Annotated in this window: 3 protein-coding genes; 1 reads left to right on the forward strand and 2 read right to left on the reverse strand. The window is 70.1% G+C overall.

Annotated elements, in window-relative coordinates; genetic code table 11:
- The first annotated feature begins 229 nt into the window (after positions 1-229).
- Positions 230-871 carry a CBS domain-containing protein gene (locus AB1578_22695; protein ID MEW6490707.1) on the forward strand — a complete coding sequence of 214 codons (642 nt, stop codon included), beginning with the start codon at positions 230-232 and terminating at the stop codon, positions 869-871.
- 43 nt (positions 872-914) lie between these two features.
- Here AB1578_22695 and dfsP read toward each other — a convergent pair whose 3' ends face one another.
- Together dfsP and AB1578_22705 are read right to left on the reverse strand one after the other, a co-directional pair.
- Entirely contained in the window at positions 915-1568 is a 654-nt protein-coding gene (dfsP, locus tag AB1578_22700) for a DUF166 family (seleno)protein DfsP (GenBank protein ID MEW6490708.1), read from the reverse strand.
- 84 nt (positions 1569-1652) lie between these two features.
- Complete coding sequence (locus AB1578_22705; GenBank protein MEW6490709.1) at positions 1653-3233, reverse strand: methyl-accepting chemotaxis protein; 1581 nt, start codon at positions 3231-3233, stop codon at positions 1653-1655.
- Positions 3234-3525: the final 292 nt, after the last annotated feature.

Below are 3525 nucleotides of genomic sequence, written 5' to 3' on the forward strand. Positions count from 1 at the left end.
CTCCTCCAATTGCCGCGGATTGCGGGGTCGCTCCCGCCCCTCCTGGGCTCCGCGACACTCGCCCTTCCTGGCCAGCGGCGGAGCGCAGGGGCTCCCGGACCCCGCTTACCACCCAGGCGGTGGATCGAGGGCCCAGCGAAGCGTTTGCTCCGCCGCCGAAGTCGGCTAAGATGTCGCCCGCCCGTGTATCGGAAAGAGCTTTCGGAGACCTATTGCCAGGAGGGATTTCATGCGCGTACGCCACATCATGTCGAGCCCCGTGGTCACCATCGCCAGCGACACTCCGGTCCTCGAAGCCGCCAAGATCATGAAGGAGAAGCGGATCGAGCGCCTCCCGGTGGTGGACGCGGGCAAGCTGGTGGGGATCATTACCAAGGACCGGGTGCTGCGGGCCTCACCCTCCATGGCAACGAGCCTGAGCCTGCACGAGATCCACTACCTCTTCGCCAAGCTCACGGTAAAGGAGATCATGCAGAGGGACGTGTTGACCGTCGCTCCCGAGACCACCGTGGAGAACGCGGTGCGCCTGGCCCAGGAGCGCCGGGTCGGGTCTCTCCCCGTGGTGGAGGACGGCCGAGTGGTGGGCATCCTCACGACCAACGACTTCTTCTACCTCGTCCTGAACCCCCTCCTGGGCATCGGCGAGGCGGGCTCCCGCGTGATCGTGCGGCACTGCTCCACCCCGGAAAAGATGGTGGCGGCCCTGGAGTGCGTGGGCAAGCTCGGGCACGAGGTTCTCAACTCCGCGTACCTGCCCAGCCGCCGCGGCAACGAGCGCGATCTGCTCATCCACATCGCCTCCGAAGACGCCAAGAGCCTCGTAGCGTGCATGAAGGAGCGGGGCCTCGAAGCCGAGGAGCGGGAGCGGTAGCGGGCCCGACCCCCCGGGGGGCGGGGACACCGGGGCCCGGGGCTTACGCCTCGGGCCCTGTTTCGCTGGCCGAGCGGCCGGCGGCCCGCAGGGCCTTGGCCAACGCGGCCGCATGCACCTCGCCGGCCACGTGGAGGGGGTTGGTGAGGAAGACGTTGGGGTTGGCCTTGGCGTAACAGTGGAACTGGGTCTCCAGGCCCATGCGTGCGGCGGCTTCCCCCGCGCCCAGCCCCACGACGGCCTCGGCGGCCTTCCAGGTGGCCGCGCAGGGCGCTCCCCGAAGCACGCGCACCGCGGCGATGCGCCCCTGGGCCAGGTCCACCTCGAACTCGGGGGCGCCAAAGGACTGCGCGTACTCCCCCAGTTCCGCGATCTTCCCCAGGGTGCAGCAGGTGACCGGCGTATGGGCTCGGGTGAGCTTGCGGCCCGAGGCGACGACCGGCACCCCAGCTGCCTCACACCGGTCCAGGAGGTGACCCGTGAGGTCGGGGTGGTAGAGGTGGTCGAGCACGAGGTCGGCTTCGGAGAGCAGCGCGTCGAGGTCCTCGGGGAAATGGGCCTGGGGCTCGTCCACGAGGGGAGGGAAGGGCCCTTCCACGTCCACCACCCGTAGCGCCAGATCCGGGCGCAGCTCTCGCACCGCCGCCACCTTGCCCTCTCCCATCCGATTGCGCTGGAAGACCAGGATCTTCTGCACGCGTGACCGCCTCCTCCCCCCGGAGTGCGGAGCCATGGTACTTCCCCCGCCCCGCCCCGGGCAACCGCTTCGGGCGGCCCCCGCTCAGGCCAGTCGGAATCGCCCCACCGCGTCCTGGAGCTCATGGGCTTCCTGGGCCAAGGCCTGGGAGGTTCGGGAGAGGTCGCTCGTCTGGGTCGCCACTTCATGGCTCACGGTGGCGATGCCCTCGATGTTGGTGGACATCTGCTCCACCGCGGCGGACTGCTGCTCCGCGGCCACCGCGATCTGGCCCACCATCTGGCTGACCTCGCTCACCCGGGTCAGGATGGCCTGGAAGGCCTCTCCGGAGCGGTGGAACACGCCCTGGGCTTCCTCTGCCTGGGCCTTCCCCTGCGCCGTCGCGGAGACCGCCTGGCGGGTCTCTCCCTGGATGGCCTGGATCGTGGCCTCCACCTCCTTGGTGGCCTTGGTGGTCTTTTCCGCGAGCTTTCGCACTTCGTCGGCCACTACCGCGAAGCCCCGGCCGTGCTCTCCGGCCCGGGCGGCCTCGATGGCGGCGTTGAGGGCCAGCAGATTCGTCTGGTCGGCGATGTCGTCGATCACCCGAATCACCGCCCCGATGGCCTCGGACTTGCTCCCGAGGCCCTCGATGATCCCGGAGAGGTCCTCCACCATGTGGGCAATTCCCTCCATCCGGGCGAGGCTCTCGGTGAGGATGCCCTCGCCCTCCCGGGCCACGTCGGACATCTGCTGGGCCCCCTGGGCCACCTCCTGGGCGTTGCGGCTCACCTCGAGGACCGTAGAGGAGACCTCCTCGACCGCGGCCGCGACCTCGCTCGCCTTGGCGCTCTGGTTCTGTGCCCCTGCGGCGACCTGCTGGCTCGTGGCCGAGATCTGCTGGGCCTCGCCGGCCACGGTGCCCGAGGCGTCCGAGACGCGGCGGATGAGCGCGCCGAGCTCGTGGCGCATCTCCCGGTAGGAGGCGGCGAGCCGGCCCAACTCGTCGCGGCGCCGGATGTCCACGTCGGCGGTGAGGTCCCCCTTGGCGAGGCGCTCGAAGGCTTCGGAGAGCTTGCGCACCGGCTCGCCGACGCCCCGGGCGAAGAGGAAGGCGATCCCCACCGCCAGGGAGACGAGCACGGCGCAGCCCGCCAGGGTGTACAGGCGCAGTGTGCGGGCGGCCCCCAGGAACTCCTCCTCGTAGCTCCCCACTCCGATGACCCAACCCCAGGGCTCGAAGGTCACCACCCGCGACACCTTCCTGCGGGCCTCCTTCTCCCCGGGGTTCTGCCACCAGTACTCGACCCACCCGTCCCGGATGGAGAGCATCTCGTCCATGAACGGCTTGCCCCGGGCGTCCTTGACGCCCCGCAGGTTCTTGCCCTCCAGGGCGGGGTGGAGCACCGTCATGCCGTCCTGGGCCAGGGCGAAGGGGTACCCCGTGTCGCCCACCCGCACGGAGAGCAGGGCCTCCCGCAGGGAGGCGCTCGGCGCCCCGGCTCCCGTGGCCTCGTGGTAGCTGCGGCACATGCCCAGGGCCATGCGGGCCAGGGTGTCGATCTCCTTGCGCATCTGCTCCATGGCGTGGTGGCGGGTCACGAGGTACGCCGTCGCCCCGCCTCCGAGGACGGGCACGGCGACCAGAATCGAGACGAGCAGGGCGAGCTTGGCCTTGAGGGACATGGGGGGCCGCCTCCGTGGGATGGGGGTGTCGTCCGTGCCCCCCGGCGTGGCGCTTATCGGGACGGTTCTCGGCAAACTTGAGGGAGTCTCCCGCTCCCGCGGGCTAGGCCGGCAAGCGGCTGGGCAGCTAGGCCGCCCCGCCGCCCCGCGCCAACGCGGGCGATTCAGGGCGATCGCACATAAAAACCTTAGCCAGCCAGCACTTTGAGGCGATAGGCGTCATCCCAGCCTGCGCGGCGGCGCTTGGTCTGGGTACCGCGCTTGATGGAGGTTTCCTGGGTGAGGAGATTCA

Source organism: Thermodesulfobacteriota bacterium (genome assembly GCA_040756475.1).
Taxonomy (GTDB): Bacteria; Desulfobacterota; Deferrisomatia; order Deferrisomatales; family JACRMM01; genus JBFLZB01.

What these genes read in the sequence shown, in the direction of transcription:
- AB1578_22695 (MEW6490707.1), top strand. Translation starts at nt 230, where the DNA reads ATGCGCGTACGCCACATCATGTCGAGCCCCGTGGTCACCATCGCCAGC.
- AB1578_22705 (MEW6490709.1), bottom strand. Translation starts at nt 3,233, where the DNA reads ATGTCCCTCAAGGCCAAGCTCGCCCTGCTCGTCTCGATTCTGGTCGCC.